Source organism: Corynebacterium sp. NML120713 (assembly GCF_001875735.1).
Lineage (GTDB): Bacteria > Actinomycetota > Actinomycetes > Mycobacteriales > Mycobacteriaceae > Corynebacterium > Corynebacterium pseudogenitalium.
Genome location: NZ_MLCR01000030.1, coordinates 1 through 15,142 on the forward strand (window position 1 = coordinate 1; position 15,142 = coordinate 15,142).

Annotated in this window: 13 protein-coding genes, 2 tRNA genes and 1 rRNA gene; 5 read left to right on the forward strand and 11 right to left on the reverse strand. The window is 60.1% G+C overall.

Annotated features, from left to right (window positions below; genetic code table 11):
• Positions 1 to 338: 338 nt before the first annotated feature.
• Both ykgO and BJP06_RS11590 read right to left on the reverse strand, forming a co-directional pair.
• Complete coding sequence (ykgO, locus tag BJP06_RS11585) at positions 339 to 461, reverse strand: type B 50S ribosomal protein L36 (protein ID WP_018020497.1); 123 nt, start codon at positions 459 to 461, stop codon at positions 339 to 341.
• 114 nt (positions 462 to 575) lie between these two features.
• A complete protein-coding gene (locus tag BJP06_RS11590) occupies positions 576 to 1,937 on the reverse strand; it encodes a sugar porter family MFS transporter (protein WP_071573946.1) in 1,362 nt (453 codons plus the stop codon).
• Positions 1,938 to 1,972: 35 nt separating this feature from the next.
• Between BJP06_RS11590 and nadE the strand changes: the two genes are divergently transcribed.
• The gene (gene nadE / locus BJP06_RS11595; RefSeq protein WP_071573947.1) at positions 1,973 to 2,821 is read left to right on the forward strand and encodes an ammonia-dependent NAD(+) synthetase; all 849 of its coding nucleotides are present in this window, start codon (positions 1,973 to 1,975) and stop codon (positions 2,819 to 2,821) included.
• On the opposite strand, the gene BJP06_RS11600 is transcribed toward nadE, so the two are convergent.
• Together BJP06_RS11600 and BJP06_RS11605 are read right to left on the reverse strand one after the other, a co-directional pair.
• Positions 2,818 to 3,573, reverse strand: a complete 756-nt coding sequence (locus BJP06_RS11600) for a fructosamine kinase family protein (protein ID WP_071573948.1) — start codon at positions 3,571 to 3,573, stop codon at positions 2,818 to 2,820. The genes nadE and BJP06_RS11600 overlap by 4 nt on opposite strands.
• Entirely contained in the window at positions 3,566 to 4,048 is a 483-nt protein-coding gene (locus BJP06_RS11605; RefSeq protein ID WP_071573949.1) for a methylated-DNA--[protein]-cysteine S-methyltransferase, read from the reverse strand. The genes BJP06_RS11600 and BJP06_RS11605 overlap by 8 nt, the downstream gene beginning before the upstream one ends.
• A gap of 35 nt (positions 4,049 to 4,083) precedes the next feature.
• On the opposite strand from BJP06_RS11605, the gene BJP06_RS11610 reads away from it, so the two are divergent.
• The gene (locus tag BJP06_RS11610) at positions 4,084 to 4,947 is read left to right on the forward strand and encodes an RluA family pseudouridine synthase (RefSeq protein WP_071573950.1); all 864 of its coding nucleotides are present in this window, start codon (positions 4,084 to 4,086) and stop codon (positions 4,945 to 4,947) included.
• A 20-nt stretch (positions 4,948 to 4,967) separates the two neighbouring features.
• Here BJP06_RS11610 and BJP06_RS11615 read toward each other — a convergent pair.
• The 6 genes from BJP06_RS11615 to pgm form a co-directional block, all read right to left on the reverse strand.
• A tRNA-Ala gene (locus BJP06_RS11615) sits at positions 4,968 to 5,040 on the reverse strand.
• Positions 5,041 to 5,213: 173 nt separating this feature from the next.
• Complete coding sequence (gene pulA / locus BJP06_RS11620; RefSeq protein ID WP_218161325.1) at positions 5,214 to 9,221, reverse strand: type I pullulanase; 4,008 nt, start codon at positions 9,219 to 9,221, stop codon at positions 5,214 to 5,216.
• 230 nt (positions 9,222 to 9,451) lie between these two features.
• Positions 9,452 to 9,524, reverse strand: a tRNA-Ala gene (locus tag BJP06_RS11625).
• A gap of 85 nt (positions 9,525 to 9,609) precedes the next feature.
• A complete protein-coding gene (locus BJP06_RS11630) occupies positions 9,610 to 10,338 on the reverse strand; it encodes a DsbA family protein (RefSeq protein ID WP_071573952.1) in 729 nt (242 codons plus the stop codon).
• A 53-nt stretch (positions 10,339 to 10,391) separates the two neighbouring features.
• Complete coding sequence (locus tag BJP06_RS11635; RefSeq protein ID WP_070361965.1) at positions 10,392 to 10,862, reverse strand: MauE/DoxX family redox-associated membrane protein; 471 nt, start codon at positions 10,860 to 10,862, stop codon at positions 10,392 to 10,394.
• 11 nt (positions 10,863 to 10,873) lie between these two features.
• A complete protein-coding gene (gene pgm / locus BJP06_RS11640; protein WP_070478262.1) occupies positions 10,874 to 12,529 on the reverse strand; it encodes a phosphoglucomutase (alpha-D-glucose-1,6-bisphosphate-dependent) in 1,656 nt (551 codons plus the stop codon).
• 169 nt (positions 12,530 to 12,698) lie between these two features.
• On the opposite strand from pgm, the gene BJP06_RS11645 reads away from it, so the two are divergent.
• The 3 genes from BJP06_RS11645 to BJP06_RS11655 are packed head-to-tail and all read left to right on the forward strand — an operon-like array spanning position 12,699 to position 14,860.
• The gene (locus tag BJP06_RS11645) at positions 12,699 to 14,117 is read left to right on the forward strand and encodes a sodium:alanine symporter family protein (RefSeq protein ID WP_071573953.1); all 1,419 of its coding nucleotides are present in this window, start codon (positions 12,699 to 12,701) and stop codon (positions 14,115 to 14,117) included.
• Between the two features lie 21 nt (positions 14,118 to 14,138).
• The gene (locus BJP06_RS11650; RefSeq protein ID WP_255365857.1) at positions 14,139 to 14,510 is read left to right on the forward strand and encodes a CrcB family protein; all 372 of its coding nucleotides are present in this window, start codon (positions 14,139 to 14,141) and stop codon (positions 14,508 to 14,510) included.
• A complete protein-coding gene (locus BJP06_RS11655) occupies positions 14,510 to 14,860 on the forward strand; it encodes a CrcB family protein (RefSeq protein ID WP_255365858.1) in 351 nt (116 codons plus the stop codon). The genes BJP06_RS11650 and BJP06_RS11655 overlap by 1 nt, the downstream gene beginning before the upstream one ends.
• Before the next feature lie 185 nt (positions 14,861 to 15,045).
• On the opposite strand, the gene rrf is transcribed toward BJP06_RS11655, so the two are convergent.
• Positions 15,046 to 15,142: ribosomal RNA gene (gene rrf, locus BJP06_RS11660) — 5S ribosomal RNA — on the reverse strand; the annotation flags it as partial.

Below are 15,142 nucleotides of genomic sequence, written 5' to 3' on the forward strand. Positions count from 1 at the left end.
ACCCGACGGCCGGCCGAAAGTCTACGACACCGGCATCGACACCGACTTCAACCCCTCCTGGGCCATCCGACACGGCTGGGCAGGACGCTCATAACCCCAGCACAACACCCCACAACCCACCCATCCCAACCCCTGAAAAAGCACACATTTTGTCACTTAAGTCGACACGCCGAGAAAAGCACACATTTTGTCGCTTAACCCTCGTTAGTGGGTGTCCCGCAGGCCCCGAGGGCGGTCACGGCGAGGAGGGCGCAGCATGCTCGTTTCACCTCCACCACCCTAGTGCCCCGGGCACGAAAAAACCCGCACACGAGGTGCGGGTTTTCACGAGTGCTGAATTAGCCCTGACGAGCCTTGAAGCGTGGCTCCTTCTTGTTCAGGACGTAAACCTTGCCACGGCGGCGCACAACCTGGGCGCCCGGCTTGTTCTTCAGCGACCGAAGCGACTTGCGGACCTTCATCGGGCGCTCCTTTCTAATCGAGGATCTTCATCTTCGTGCGACCACTGGAAACAGTCTGGTCGCGACACGTCGCGTTATATTACCCCATCACGTGGGGAAACCAAAACGCCGGTGCTACTTGGTGTAGCGTTGCTCCATTTCCGACGCCACTTCGTCCAGACTCCGGTTCATTGTTTCGGGGACGAAGTAGCGGACGAATCCTGCTGCAAGGATGCCACAGATGATGAAGATGGAGAAGGTGGCGGTGGCGGAGAGGGCGTCGACAAGTGGGAGGAAGAACTGGGCGACGATCCAGTTCATGACCCACAGTGCGAGTCCTGCGAGGCCCATGCCGGCGCCGCGGATTTGTGGCGGGACCAGCTCGGAGATGAGCAGCCAGGTCGTGGGCGAGACTGCTGCTTGCTGCGACGCGATGAACAGCGCCATGCAGGCGAGTGAGACCCACGCGAGTGCGGCGTTGTTTTCCGCGGCACGGTATGTGAGCGTGAGCGCGAAGAGGAAGATGACGTTGCCGCTCAGGCCGATGAGCAGTAGTCGTTTGCGGCCGATCCTGTCGATGACCTGCAGTCCGACCCAGCACGCGACGACGGAGACGAGCCCGATCACCATGGAGGTGTAGACGGCGTTTTCGGTGGAGAGGCCGACTTTGTTCATCATCGTTGGCGCGAAGTAGACGATGGCGTTCACACCGGTGACCTGCTGCGTGATGCCGAGCAGCGCGGCGATCAGCACGGTCATGCGTAGCCATCGAACGTTACGCAGGCGGGCCCACTCGCCGCCGCGCTGGGCGCGAAGCTCGGCGTCTTCGGTGGTTTCGAGGGTGAGTTCTTCACGGGTCATGCCGACTCGGTCGCCGATGGTGAGGGCTGCGTCGATACGCTGGTGGCGGGCGAGCCACAAGGGCGTTTCAGGCAGGAATGCCATGCCGATGGCCAGCGCGGCTCCAGGCACTGCGGCGAGTCCAAGCATCAGCTGCCAGCTGCCGGTCGAGGCGAGTGCGGAGTTCACGGAGTACGCGAGCAGCTGCCCCACCACAATCATCAGCGTGTTCAGTGACACCATCTTGCCGCGCACCCGGGCGGGCACCATCTCCGAGATGTACATCGGCGCCACGATAGACACTCCGCCGACGCCGACCCCTAAGAACGTTCGGGCCGCCGCGAGTGCTTCCACCGACCCCGCAAGCGCGCACCACAGCGAGCCCGCAATGAACACGAGGCCGCCCATTATTAAGGTGCGTTTGCGCCCGAGCCTGTCCGCGACCGACCCGCTGCTGAGCGCGCCGACTGCTGCGCCGACGAGCAACATCGAGGTCACAAGCCCTTCTTGCCCTGGCGTGAGCTGGAATTCGGGGGTGATGTAGAGCAGCGCGCCGCTCATCACGCCGGTGTCGTAGCCGAAGAGCAGCCCGCCCAGCGCGGCGACGCCCGCAACTTTCCGGACGTAGCTTCGTTGGGCAGTGGTGAGTTGTTGCATGCATACCAATATGCACCGTGGGTACGCTGGTTCCTATGTCTCGGCCAGATTCACCGCAAGTTAGCAGCAAACAGCAAGAGATCATCGACACGCTCGGGGTCCAACCTTCGATTGATCCCGCGCGAGAAATCGAGCGTCGCGTCGCATTCCTCTGCGACTATGCCCGCGCAGCCTCCTCAGCCGGTTTCGTACTCGGCATTTCCGGGGGCCAGGACTCGACGCTCGCAGGTCGCCTCGCACAGATCGCTGTCGAGCGGCTGCGGGACTCGGGTGTCGACGCCCACTTCCTCGCCGTCCGCCTCCCCCACGGTGTCCAAGTCGACGAGGACGACGCCCAGTTGGCGCTCCGCTTCATCGAACCGGATGAGACGGTGACCGTTGACATTGCTCCTGCCACGAAGGCGCTCAGCGATGAGGTCGCCGGTGCGTTGGGGGCGCCCCTCAGCGACTTCAACAAGGGCAACGTGAAAGCCCGCCTTCGAATGGTGGCGCAGTACGCGCTTGCCGGCGAGCGCAACCTCCTGGTCATCGGCACTGACCACGCGGCGGAAAACGTCACCGGTTTCTTCACCAAGTTTGGCGACGGCGCCGCAGACCTCACCCCCCTCGCCGGCCTCAACAAACGCCAAGGCGCAGCTCTCCTCCGCGAGCTCGGCGCCGACCCTCGCCTCTGGGAGAAAGTCCCCACCGCCGACCTGGAAGAGGACCGCCCGGCGCTGCCCGACGAGGAAGCACTCGGCGTGACCTACCAGCACATCGACGACTACCTCGAAGGCAAGCCCGTTCCGTCCGCGGCGGCGGAACGCATCGAGCACCTGTGGCGCATCGGCCAGCACAAACGACACCTGCCGCCAGGGCCAGATTCCTCCTGGTGGAAGGCTTAAGCCGTCAGGTCTAACGTCGCTTGCGCGGCGTTGGCGAGCTCACCCGCGTACGCCGGGCCATGCGTCAACGCGTGCACGGCCAGCGGGTGAAGCTGGTGAATCGGGATGCGCCGACGCCAGCCCGAGCCCAGGCTGGCACGAGACTCGTAGCCCTCGACAATGTCTTCCAAAAACGGTGCGCCGAACAGTGCCAGCATGGCGATGTCTGTCAGCGGGTGTCCACTGTGCGCCGCCGGGTCAATGAACCGCGGGCCCGACTCGTCGAAGAGCAGGTTGCCCGCCCAAAGATCCCCGTGGATACGCGCCAGCGGGGCGTCCTCATCCTCCTCAACGAGCGCAGCGCAGGCGCGTTCCACGAGCTCTAGCTGCTGCTTCGAAATATTTCCCGCCACATGTGCAGCCCGCGCAAACGGCAGCACCCGCTGCTCGGTATAAAACTTCGCCCACCGCTGCTCCGGCACGCAGTCCTGCTCTACCCTGCCGATGAAGTTCGGGCCGTCCCACCCGGTCGGCGGCGCACCGAAGGCTTCAGCGCCCATCGCGTGGATCTTCGCCAGCTCCTCCCCCGCCCGGCGCGCCGCGTCACGAGTGGGCCGCACGGTCTCGACACGTTCTATTCGCAGCGTCCGCTGCTCCTCGTCCACGCCGCGGACCTCCACGACTGCCTCGCTGCCCTCGCGCAGCCAGCGCAGGCCGGCGGCCTCGCTGCTCGCCTGGCCCGGCGCGGTACAACGCTTACTGAAATCACTCAAGGTGGCCCTCCAATGCAAGCAAGAATCGCTTCATGTCTTCCCCACCACGGTAGCGCCCGAGGTGGCCGTCGCTACGCACGACCCGGTGACACGGAATGAGCAGCGGCAGCGGGTTGCGCGCGCACGCAGTGCCGACGGCACGCACCGCCCCCGGATTATCGACGTCCACCGCTAGCCCCTTATACGTCGTCACCTCGCCGAACGGCACGTGTTGGAGCGCGCCCAGCACCTTCGTCCGGAACGGCGGGAGGCCCTCAAGGTCGAGCGGGGCATCGAAAGACGTTCGTGTCCCGGCGAAGTACTCCTCGAGCTGCCCGCGGACGGGGCCGATCGGGCCGGGGCGTGCGCCGGTTTCCCGGATTGCACGCTCAGCGTCGTCGCTCGGTAGCGCAATCCGGCGCACTCCGCGGGGCGAAACGACAACCGTCAGTGTTCCGACCTGCGTCTCGACGGTAGCGAACGATGTTGGATACATGGCACCAGTACTAGCACCTTGCTATGGTGCCAGCCATGACCACCTACATTCCCCCACCCGGATACTCAGCGATCACGGTCCCGGAGGACCACGACGGGCGGCGGATACACAAGTTCCTCGCCAGCTACACCACGTGCCCGGCGACCATGCTGTTCAAGCTCGCACGCAAGGGGGCGCTGCGTGTCAACCAGAAACGTATCAAGCAGGATTACCGCGTCCGGGCTGGGGACGCGATCACGTTGCCGGGTGAGTTCTGTCAGGAAGCGAAGAGGGCGTCGAAAAGTAAGAGCCACGGGTTTGAGGTGCTGTGGGAGGGGCCGACAGCACTGGTAATCAACAAACCTGCGGGGGTGCCGGTGCATGCGGGGACCGGGACGCGGCGCGGCGTTATCGAGCGCATCCGTGACGTGTACCCCGACGCTGAGCTTGCGCACCGCATCGATAAGGAGACGTCCGGGGCGCTGCTGATCGCGCTGAATCACGCGGAGCTGCGCCACCTGCAACGAGCCTTCCGCGAGCAGGACGTGGTCCGCATCTACCGCGCGGTCGTGGAGGGACGCTGGGCGGGCGCGCGCGACGCAAAGGCCCCGATCGCGCGAACACCAAAAACCATGGTCGTACGTGCCGACGGCGACGACGCCCACACACGATTCCGCCGCGTGGAAAACCGCGGTCCGAACACGCTCGTCGAGGCCGAGCTCATTACTGGGCGACACCACCAAATCCGCGTACACGCCGCCCACGAGGGCCACCCTATCGTCGGCGACCGCGCGTACGGCTCACGCACGGGCGCGCAGCGGATGTTCCTGCACGCCTACCGGCTGGAGTTCACGCTGCGCAACGGCGAACGCGTCGCGGTGACGGCGCCGGTCCGGGAACACAAAAACCGCAGGTCCTAAGCAACCTGCGGTCTTTTCTGTGGAGCTAACGGGATTCGAACCCGTGACCCCCACACTGCCAGTGTGGTGCGCTACCAACTGCGCCATAGCCCCGCGCACGCTAAAACACGCGTAGGAGTCAGCTTATACCGTGCGTTTAATGCGAGGCAAATGCATACAGAGGACCTTCCCGCTCTCCTGAGGAAATAGCCTCTCCTTCAAGCGAGCGGGAAGAAAGCACGTTAATAAGTACTACCTAGGTTGCCGTCCCTAGGTAATACATTGCATCACAGACTACGCAACCACCGATCGATTTGGTCCTTCACCGGGGTCACTGTGGCAAGGATACCCAGTGCGATCAGCAAGAGCCCGGTAAAGACCACTCCACAGACAGCTGCGCCAGTGCTGCTCCGATTGTCCGCCTTACTACTTTGGCTGGAAGAATCGCTGGAGCATATTCCACGTGACTCGGAACTTGAATTACTGCTCGAGTCAAGCTTAACGCTCGTGGTTGGCGTCGGCTTGGCAGACGTGGTCGGCTTGGCAGACACACTCGGTGACGGCAGTGCCTTTGTAGAAGTCTCCACGCTCGTGCTCGGCTCCGGCTTGACAGACGAACTCGGCTTTGGTTTTACACTCGTGCTCGGCTTCACCGTCGTGCTCGGCGCCGGCTTCACCGTCGTAGTCGGCTCCGGCTTGGCAGACGTGGTCGGCTTGGCAGACACACTCGGTGACGGCAGTGCCTTTGTAGAAGTCTCCACGCTCGTGCTCGGCTCCGGCTTTTCGGTCGTGGTCGGCTCCTCGCTCGTAGTCGGGTTCGGCTTCACGCTCGGCTCCGGCTTCACCGTCGTCGTGGGCTCCGACTTCGCGGTCGTGCTCGGCTTCACTGTCGTGCTCGGCTCCGGCTTTTCGGTCGTGGTCGGCTCCTCGCTCGTCGTCGGCTCCGGCTGCACCGTCGTCGGCTCCGACTTTGTAGACGTGGTTGGCTTGACAGACGTGCTCGGTGACGGCACTGCCATTGTAGAACTCTTCACCGTCGTCGTCGGGTCCGGCTTCGCGGTCGTGCTCGACTTCACTGTCGTAGTCGGCTCCGGCTTGGCAGTCGTGCTCGGCTTCACGCTCGGCTCCGGCTTCACCGTCGTCGTGGGCTCCGGCTTCGCGGTCGTAGTCGGCTCCGGCTTGACAGTCGTGCTCGGCTCCTCGCTCGTCGTCAGCTCCGGCTTCACCGTCGTAGTCGGCTCCGGCTTGGCAGTCGTGCTCGGCTCCTCGCTCGTCGTCGGCTCCGGCGACGGCTCAGGATCAGGGGTCTCGCGCAGCAGCATGATACTCAACGGCGGAACAGCAACTTCTCCGTCCGAGGAAAGAGCCTGCGGTTCGTCGTAGACGTCCATCCCCTGAATCATCACTTCATACTCGCCGACAGGCAGTGGGGCCTGCCATGGTTCGGTCGCAGCGTTTACGTACACAAAGGCATCAACATCCCCGGCAAATGCATCCTTCACGGTGTAGCCCACGTGATTCGTGTTGATGCTGTCTGCTCCCGCAGTGATTTCATGAGTGTACTTGTTGTTGATCGCCCCATAGCTCGGTAGGCGCATGAAATCGTACTGCTTGCGGAACGCGTTCAGATCGCGGAATAACTGCACTTCCTTTGCGAACTGTGCTGCCCTGTCATAGTCGAATACGTTGACTGCGTCGGGCGACTTATACGAGTTATGGTCACCCGACTTCGTGCGCAGGAACTCTTGCCCTGCGTGGATAAACACTGCTCCGTTCGCCAAGTACTGCGTGGCGGTACCCAGCGTGTGCCGCTTTGCGATCTCTCCATCAGAGGCGTGCGGCATGCTGCCCTTGAGCTTGTCGAACATCGTGTAGTTGTCGTGGGCCTCGTTGTACACCACGGACTGCTCCGGGCCTAGGTAGTCCCGCACGTGCTGGGCACCCTTAATGTTGTTCAGCAGATCCCACGAACGGTGTTCCTGGTTCGCGCCGTTGATGAAGCCGGTGTGTGTCAGCTCGAAGTTATCGCCCTTGACGGTGTCGCGGTATTGATCATTGAAGAAGGCAATGCCAGGCAGTTTTTTGGCGTTCTTCTGGTTCGCGCCAAGTACGCCAGCTGGATGGTTCCCCATTTCCCAGCCTTCACCGAGAATGACGATCGACGGATCAATCTCATTGAGAGCTTCACGCACGGCGTTCATCGTCTCAACGTCATGGATCCCCATAAGGTCGAAACGGAACCCATCGATTCCATAGTTCTTTGCCCAGTACGTCACAGAGTCAACGATGTACTTGCGCATCATCAGCTGCTCTGAAGCAGTTTCATTGCCGACGCCGGTCCCGTCAAAGAAGTTACAGTTAGAATCCATCCGGAAGAAGTAGTTGGGAACCGTCTGCTGCAGTGGCGAGTCCTCCGGGGTGTATACGTGGTTGTACACCACGTCCATAATGACCCGAATATCGTTGTCGTGCAGCGTTGAGATCATGGACTTCAGCTCCACAATGCGCGCGGTTGGGTCCTGGGGGTCCGTCGAATAGGAGCCCTCAGGAACGTTGTAATTCTGTGGGTCGTAGCCCCAGTTGTACTGTGCGTTAAACGACAAGTCGCCGGTCTCATCCACGGACCCAAAGTCGTAAATCGGCAGCAGCTGCACGTGGGTGACGCCCAGGGACTTCAGGTAATCCAAGCCGGACAGGTTACCCGCCTGCGTCTTGGTCCCGGCTTCGGTCAGCCCCAGGAACTTCCCCTTATTTGTGATGCCATTGTCAAGCCCGATGGTCAGGTCACGCACATGCGCCTCGTAAATGATGGCGTCTTTCATCGAAGAGAAAGGTGCCATCCGCTTACCGTCCCAGTTGTTGGGGACAGTCTTCTCCGCATCGATGACTACGGTGCGTGTTCCGTTCGCTGTCACCGCCCGCGCGTACGGGTCGACAGCTTCGTTGACTGTTCCGTCGTCGAACGCCAGGCGGTAACGGTACTCCAGTCCTTGCTGGTCACCATCGATGGTGAGCTCCCAGGTTCCACGCTCGCCCTGCGTCATCGGAGTTACAGCAGCGTTGTCGGAGTAGTTCACGAATTCTACCGACTTTGCCGTTGGTGCCCAGACCCTAAACGTGGTCTTATCCGGGCTGTAGATCGCACCGAGCTCGCCGTCGTAAAAATACTTCTCGTTGAACTCTTTCGAATGCAACGCAGAGCACTTGTTCTCAGGCGCCGGTGGCACGTCGTCCTTAGAGTAATAAATCGTGGAGTCACCCTCAACTAGCCAGATTTCGGCTTTTCCATCCGGGAAGTCCGAAACATAAAGGTCATCAGGACTATTCTTCGACGCCCACTCATTACCAGGATCCGAGCGCCGCACTACAAGACCAACTTTCTCGATCCCCTTGGGGTTTTCGTGCGTGATGGTAGCAGTGTGATCATCCGTGAAATCTACCCTATGCCCACCCTCATCCGGCAACCAGGTCCACACATTCCAGTTTTCGTAGTTGTTGTCGTGCCGCACATAGTGCACGGTGAGCGAAACCTTCGTTGGCAACCCATTCGGTTCCTCTGCAGGAATGAACTCGTAGCTGCTGTCGGTGCCAATAGTTACATGTCCCGTTGTGGGGATATCGCGCAGATCCTTCGATTGCCACGCCCACTCCTGCTCTGCAGTCGAGCGACGCACAATCAAGTTGACCTTGTCGTGCCCAGCAACGGTCGGGATTTCCGCAGTAAGCTGCCCAGCCCCATTCTTTCCAGTAAAGGGAACTGACGTTCCGTCATTCTCTCCGTACCAAACCCAAAGGTTGTACTCGCTTTCTGGGACAGCAGGATCAGGGGTGAAGCTCACCTGCAATGCGCACTGCGCTCCAGTGCGGAACGGCCCATCGGGCTTATAGCTGAAGGAGCATGCGTCTGCCTTTGCATACACCGAGTTACCGGTCTGTACGCCCTCAAAGACTGCGGACTCCCATATGCGGTTTTCCTGCTCGTCCTGCTGGAGCGAAAGCGTATCTGTACGATACACCTGGAAATTTAAGGGGTGTTCGTCTGTTGCGATAGTCGCGTACAGGTCGCCATTAGGCAAGACACTTGAGAACATCTGCCGCTGCTTGTTATAGCCCTGCGCCCAGTAATCCACACGGTAGGTGGTAAGCGGCTTTTCAACCGCAGGATCCGGGGTGAAGGTCAGGTACATTACATCAGCGTTTTGGAAGGCTCGCGCATCCGGCGCAGTACCTCCCGTAAACACCAATAGGAATGTCAGCAAGAACCCCAAGATGCTCTTATATGTTGGTGATTTCATTGGCCCTCCTAGACCAAAACAGCATCAAGATGGAAAAATATGACCATTCCTTAAGCTAGCATGACTCAGACACAATTCAGTCACGATTAAGTTCTGAAGTAATCTGCATCACTGTAAATTTCGCAGAAATACAACCTCACACCCTCAATCGGGGGACCAGTTACCTTTCATAACAGCAAAAAGCTCCCCATCGGTTTTGCAATCAAACCAATGGGGAGTTTCTTCTCTTGTGGAGCTAACGGGATTCGAACCCGTGACCCCCACACTGCCAGTGTGGTGCGCTACCAACTGCGCCATAGCCCCTTGAACTCTTTCGAGCTTTCATCACCATACACGTGGAGAGAGCCTGGCCACAAATCATGCAGCCAGGCCCCACGCGGACATACAATTAGCTGTTCGCGACGGTATCGACCCAGTTGTCGATCTCGCCTTCAACGTCCTTGCCGTCAACCATGACGCGCGGAGTCCACGCCTCACCGGCGCGCTCTTCCTGCAGCTTCATGTTGCCGTTCGACATTGCGCGCGCCGCATCGTAATAGGTCTTATCGCGGATGTCCTGTACCGCCTTGTCGCTCGCGCCGTAGTCGCGGGCCAGGTCAGCGAGGTCGTCGTCGGTCACCTTCGAGTACACGTCCCTCTGATTCACCATCAGGTGGTCGCGGAGGTTCATCATCGCCGCCGGCTCATCATTAGCGACGAGTGCCAGCTCCGCAGCCAGCCCCATCGTGGAGTGGCCATTGGTCAGGCCATCGAGCGTCACCATCGGGCGCAGCTCAACTTCGATCTTGCCCTCACGCAGCTTCTCGAGCATCTGCTCATCCGTCGCTACCGCCAGATCTGCACAGTGTGGGCACGAAAAGTCCTCGTAGAGCTCTGCCATCGGCGCGTCGTCGACACCTTCGGCTGCGAGGCGAATGAAGTGGTCGTCCTCGTTCCAGCTCACAGTGATGCCAGTGGTGTCAATCATGTTCTCGGCCATGGCTGCCTCGCGGCCCTTCTTGCCGTTGACGAAAATCAGGCCGATCACAAGCGCCGCGATCGCGATCACTGCAACGATTGCCCAGATGAACCCTGCACCGTTCTTCTCGTTCGGGTTCTTCACCTTACGGGTAGTCACGTATTTACTCCTTGACGTTGGAAATTGCCCAACAGCTTAATCGCTGGATGAGGCTATGGATAAATCGCAAACTTCTTGTACGGCACATAAATCATGAACAAGGTCGCCGCGATCAAGACAAAGTCACGCAGGATCGTCTCAATGAGGTTCGTGCCCTCATCTGACGGCTGCGGGCCAAAGCACCCACAGTCGATGACCAGCCCTCGCGACCACGCCGAGTACATCCCGATGATGAACAACACCAGGACCCCGATCGAGACCCAGCCGCATTCGCGCAGCTTGATGCCAGCCAGCAGGAGCAGCCCACCGGCGAGCTCCAACGGTCCGATCCACTGCGCCAAAATATTCGACCACTCATGGGTGAAAATCTCGTACGCAATGATATTTTGCGCCACTTCCATGTGGGCGCCGATCTTCGTCCACCCGGCGACAATCCACACAGCCGCCAGCCCAAATCGCGCCGCAGCCGACGCGATTTCCAGCAGCTTGCCTCTTGCCTGTTTGGTCTCGTGTGTCTCAGTCACGATTGGTCATTCTATCCGAGCACCTGCGCAACAAGCTCCTTCGCAGCCTGCTGCACCTGCGCCAAATGCTCCTTGCCCTTGAAACTCTCGGCGTAAATCTTGTACTTGTCCTCCGTACCCGATGGTCGCGCCGCGAACCAGGCGTTTTCCGTGGTGACCTTCAGGCCGCCAATCGGTGCACCGTTGCCTGGTGCCTCGGTCAGCTTCGCGGTGATTGGTTCACCAGCCAGCTCGGTCGCGGTGACTTGCTCCGGGGAGAGCGCCTTCAGCGTCGCCTTCTGCTCGCGGTTCGCCGGAGCATCGATACGAGCGTATGCCGGGGAGCCGAACTTCTCAGCGAGCTCAGCGTAGCGTTGCGACGGCGTCTTCCCCGTCACAGCTGTAATCTCCGCCGCGAGCAGATCCAGAATCAGGCCGTCCTTATCAGTCGACCACACCGTGCCATCCTTCCGCAGGAAGGACGCACCCGCGGATTCTTCGCCGCCGAAACCAACGGTGCCGTCGATAAGCCCTGGCACGAACCACTTAAAGCCAACCGGGACCTCAACGAGCGTGCGCCCGAGCGACGCCACAACGCGGTCAATCATCGACGAGGACACCAGCGTCTTGCCAACCGCGGTGTTGTCCGCCCAGCCCTCGCGATGTGAGAACAGGTACTCAATCGCGACGGCGAGGTAGTGGTTCGGGTTCATCAGGCCGGCGTCCGGCGTGACGATCCCGTGGCGGTCCGAGTCAGCGTCGTTGCCGGTAGCGATGTCATACTTGTCACGATTGTGCACCAGCGACGCCATCGAGTCCGGCGAGGAGCAGTCCATGCGAATCTTGCCATCAGTGTCGAGCGTCATGAAACGCCAGGTCGGATCGACCTCCGGGTTCACCACGGTCATATTCAGGCCGTGCTTCTCAGCGATTGCACCCCAATAATCGACGCTCGCTCCGCCCATCGGATCTGCGCCGATGCTCAGACCGGATTCACGAATCGCCGCAATGTCGACGACGTTCGGCAAGTCATTGATGTAGTTATTCAGGTAGTCGTAGCGCTGCGCACGCTCATCGAGCACACCAGACGCCGCGGAGCGCTTCACGCCCTCCAAACCGTTTGCGATGTACTCGTTCGCCCGCTTCGCAATCCAGTCAGTCGCGTCCGTGTCAGCCGGACCACCCGACGGCGGGTTGTACTTGAAACCACCATCACGCGGGGGATTGTGCGACGGCGTAATCACAATGCCGTCCGCGCGCTTCGGATCAGTACCCGTGACCCCGCCAGAAAGCTTCGCGTTGTGCGACAAGATTGCGTGCGACACCGCCGGAGTCGGTGTGTAACGCCCAGCGGCGTCAACAAGCACCTCAACCCCATTGCCAAACAGCACCTCAAGCGCGGAGACCATCGCCGGCTCAGACAACGCGTGCGTATCGCGCCCGATGAAGACCGGACCGCCAATGTTTTGCTCACGACGGTAGTCGACAATCGCCTGCGTGGTCGCCAGAATATGCACCTCATTAAACGCGTTATCCAGCGAAGAACCACGGTGACCAGAGGTACCAAACACCACCTGCTGGTCAGGATTGTGCGGGTCTACATCACGGGTGTAGTAAGCAGTCACCAACGACGCGATATCGATCAAATCTTCCGGGCGGGCAATCTGGCCAGCACGTTCATGAGCCATACGACAACATCCTTTCGAATACGTTCACACCCATCTTTCCCTTTTTTGGAAACTTCCGCCAGAAAAATCGTACAAACCGTGTACACACGGAAGGTTATGTGTCTATTATCTCAATCACGTTATCGGGAGAAAGGTAACCTGGCCCACACCCTATTGCGAAAGGATCACGATGGCTGCGCAACTCAACGAAACCCTCGGTACGATTGCCTCGTTCGTCTGGGGCCCATTCCTGCTCATCCCGCTGCTGCTCGGCACGGGCCTCTTCCTGACCGTCCGAATGGGTGGCATCCAGTTCCGCACGCTCGGTCGCGCGACCCGCCACGCGTTCGTCGATAAGAATGAAGAAGGCTCCGGCGACATCAGCAACTACCAGGCCTTAACGACGGCCCTCGCCGCAACAGTCGGCACCGGCAACATCGTCGGCGTAGCCACCGCGATCTCGATCGGTGGGCCGGGCTCCCTGCTCTGGATCTGGGTCACAGGCATCGTCGGTATGGCGTCGAAATACTCCGAGGCCTACCTCGGCGTCCGCTTCCGCACCACCGACGACAAAGGACGCCAACAAGGCGGACCACACGAGTACCTCCGCCGCGGAATCCCGGGCCCGCTGGGGTCCGTGCTCGCGGTCGCGTTCATGCTCTTTACTATCTTCGCGTCTTTCGGCATCGGTAACCTCACTCAAGGCAATTCCATCGCTGCAGGCATGCAGGAAGCATTCGGCATCGAACCTACTGTCTCCGGCATCCTGATCTTCATTGGCGTCGGCGCAGCCATCTTGGGTGGTATTGAAGGCATCGGCAAGATCACCGCAGCATTCGTCCCCCTGATGATTGTTCTCTACGTCGGTGGCGGCATCGTCGCACTCGCTTTGATGGCAGACCAGATCCCTGCAGCTATCTCTCTCATCTTCCACGACGCGTTCACCGGCTCAGCCGCGACCGGTGGCTTCGTCGGCTCCACCATCATGATGGCAATCCAGTTCGGTGTTGCCCGCGGCATCTTCTCCAACGAGTCCGGCATGGGCTCCGCAGCAATCGCCGCTGCGGCAGCGAAGACCCAGCACCCCACCCGCCAAGCGCTGGTATCCATGACCCAGACGTTCATTGACACCCTGATCGTTGTTACCATCACCGGCCTTGTCATCGTAACCTCCGGGACCTGGGACATGGGACGCGACGAGGCAGCAGTCATGACCGCACGCGGCTTCTCGACGGTCCTGCCAGGCACCTGGGGCGGCGACATCGTCTCCGTTTCCCTCATCTTCTTCGCATTCTCTACGATCCTGGGCTGGTCCTACTACGGCGAACGCGCCGCAACCGCTCTCTTCGGCCAGTGGGCTTCATTGCCATACAAGATGTTCTTTACCTCCGTAGCGTTCCTCGGCGCCACCACGCACCTCGAACTCGTATGGACGTTCTCCGACCTGGCGAACGGCCTCATGGCAATCCCGAATCTCATCGGCCTACTGCTGCTTTCCGGGCTCGTCGCCCGTGAGACTCGCGAGTACCTCAAATTCGATCCGAAGCTTCGCCGTAGCCCCGAGGAGGTTGCAGTATTTGTAAAGCAGCAAGGCATGAATTGGGAGTAAGCGCACTAGTAGACTTCTGGTGTGCAATTACAAAACATTGAGTCGAATGAGCCCCTCGCGGTAGGCGTCGGAGCTGGCACGGGAGCACTTACACGCTACGTGCTTACAGCGGGACTCCTTGCGGTGCTGCCTGCAGCACCGCATTACGCTTTTCTGGTCACGCTTGGCATCAACGTCTTAGGCAGCTACGCAATGGGTTACTTCCGACCAGGCCCATTACTCGGCACAGGTTTCCTCGGAGGCTTCACGACGTTCTCCGCCCTCACCGTCGCCGCATCGCAAACGACTGCAATCACTGCGTTCATCTACGTACTCTCCAGTGTTGTCTTCTGCATCGCTGGCTGGTGGGCTGGCGACACCATGCGTGATCGCAAGGAGGCAGGTGATCGATAGTGTTTATTGACCCAATTGCTATCCCTGCAGTGTTCTTTGGCGGCACGTTAGGCGGCGCCGCACGGTGGTGGATTAGTTCCGCCCTCCCACCGCGCAAGGGCACCTTCACTGCCAACGCTGCTGCATCCATGGTCCTCGGATTTACAGTCGCAATGGCGCCTTTGTGGGCGGTGTTCATTGGAACGGGGTTTGCTGGTGCGCTCTCTACATGGTCAACGCTCGCCAAAGAAGCAGGAATGCTGCTCAAAGAGCGCAGGTACGCACGATGCGCAAAGTATCTGTTGTGGACGCTCGCCGTCGGCGTTGCATTCGCAGGGCTAGGCGTTATGCGCGGGAACGCGGCATTTTAGACGATTACCAAGCGCTGCAAATACTTTTGTGTGGTGTCTCTGTTGGCCAGAATCGGTCACCACCCACACACAACCATCCCTGTTTGTTTGTTGTGTGGGGGTGCACAAAAAAGAGTGTGGTGGGTACCACCACCCCCAACAACGGGAATAATGGAACCCACCACACACAAGAAAATGAAGTTATAGGCCGGCGGTAACCTACTCTCCCACACCCTCCCAGGTGCAGTACCATCAGCGCGGGCGGGCTTAGCTAACCGGGTTCGGAAAGGGACCGGGCGTTTC

Excerpts from the sequence above, each read along its gene's own strand:
- ykgO (WP_018020497.1), bottom strand. The coding sequence starts at position 461 with ATGAAGGTCCGCAAGTCGCTTCGGTCGCTGAAGAACAAGCCGGGCGCC.
- BJP06_RS11590 (WP_071573946.1), bottom strand. The coding sequence starts at position 1,937 with ATGCAACAACTCACCACTGCCCAACGAAGCTACGTCCGGAAAGTTGCG.
- nadE (WP_071573947.1), top strand. The coding sequence starts at position 1,973 with ATGTCTCGGCCAGATTCACCGCAAGTTAGCAGCAAACAGCAAGAGATC.
- BJP06_RS11605 (WP_071573949.1), bottom strand. The coding sequence starts at position 4,048 with ATGTATCCAACATCGTTCGCTACCGTCGAGACGCAGGTCGGAACACTG.
- BJP06_RS11610 (WP_071573950.1), top strand. The coding sequence starts at position 4,084 with ATGACCACCTACATTCCCCCACCCGGATACTCAGCGATCACGGTCCCG.
- pulA (WP_218161325.1), bottom strand. The coding sequence starts at position 9,221 with ATGAAATCACCAACATATAAGAGCATCTTGGGGTTCTTGCTGACATTC.
- pgm (WP_070478262.1), bottom strand. The coding sequence starts at position 12,529 with ATGGCTCATGAACGTGCTGGCCAGATTGCCCGCCCGGAAGATTTGATC.
- BJP06_RS11645 (WP_071573953.1), top strand. The coding sequence starts at position 12,699 with ATGGCTGCGCAACTCAACGAAACCCTCGGTACGATTGCCTCGTTCGTC.